Annotated in this window: 1 protein-coding gene; it reads left to right on the forward strand. The window is 55.2% G+C overall.

Going from position 1 to position 1,180, the window contains the following annotated elements; translation table 11 throughout:
* Window positions 1-65: 65 nt before the first annotated feature.
* On the forward strand, window positions 66-1,180 hold a 1,115-nt coding region (locus tag H7848_RS19635; protein ID WP_237072871.1), incomplete at its 3' end, for an IS481 family transposase.

Consider the following 1,180-nt stretch of genomic DNA (forward strand, 5'->3'; position numbering starts at 1 on the left):
GTGTAAAGCACACGATTTGATCTGACATTTCTGCTCTTATGGAGCGCAAGAAGGAGTGTCGATCAATGACAAGCATTCAAGAGAAGATCATCAAACCGAAGCTCGGGCTGCTGGAATTGGCCAAGCAGCTCGGGTCTGTTTCGCAGGCCTGCCATGTGATGGGGTATTCACGGGACAGCTTCTACCGGTTCAAAGAGCTTTACGATCAGGGCGGCGAAGAGGCGCTGATGGATCTCAGCCGCAAGAAACCCATCCTCAAGAACCGCGTGCCAGAGCATGTGGAACGCGCCGTGATTAAGCTGGCGATTGAGAACCCTGCCTTGGGCCAGAAACGCGCCAGTTGGGCGTTGCAGCAGAAGGGCATCATGGTGTCCTCGTCCGGCGTCAGGTCGATCTGGCTGCGCAACGATCTGGAGACCATGAAGAAGCGCCTCAAGGCTCTGGAAGCCCGCGCCGCCCAGGAAGGCATCCTGCTCACCGAGGAACAGATGGCCGCACTTGAAAAGGCGAAACAGAAGAAAGAGGCGCATGGCGAAATCGAGAGCCACCATCCTGGCTACCTTGGCTCACAAGACACCTATTATGTTGGCACAATGAAGGGCGTGGGCCGGATTTATCAGCAGACCTTCGTTGACACCTATGCCCGCGTGGCGATCTGCAAACTCTATACCGAGAAGACAGCGATTGCGGCGGCGGACCTGCTGAACGACCGCGTCATTCCCTTCTTCGCCGAGCACAAGATCGACTTGCTGCGCGTCCTGACGGATCGGGGCACGGAATATTGCGGCAAGGTCGAGAACCACACCTGCCAGCTTTATCTGGCTGTTGAGGACATCGATCACTCAAGGACGAAAGCCAACTCGCCACAAACAAATGGCATCTGCGAGCGGTTCCATCGGACGATCAAAGACGAATTCTACGACATCGCCTTCCGCAAGAAGCTATACCGTTCTGTAGACGAATTGCAGACCGATCTGGACGCGTGGCTCGCCAAGTACAACGAGCAGCGACCACATTCCGGAAGATACTGCTACGGCAAAACGCCTATGCAGACCTTCCAAGAAACGATACACATCGCTGTCGAGAAGACGATCAAAACGCACAACCAATCGGACAGTGCTCAAACCGTCCTCAGCGTCGCAAGCGGAGGTGTCCGTCAGATCAAGTCTGAAGCTTTACA

This window comes from Pseudaestuariivita rosea (assembly GCF_017592335.1).
GTDB classification, from domain to species: domain Bacteria; phylum Pseudomonadota; class Alphaproteobacteria; order Rhodobacterales; family Rhodobacteraceae; genus Parasulfitobacter; species Parasulfitobacter rosea.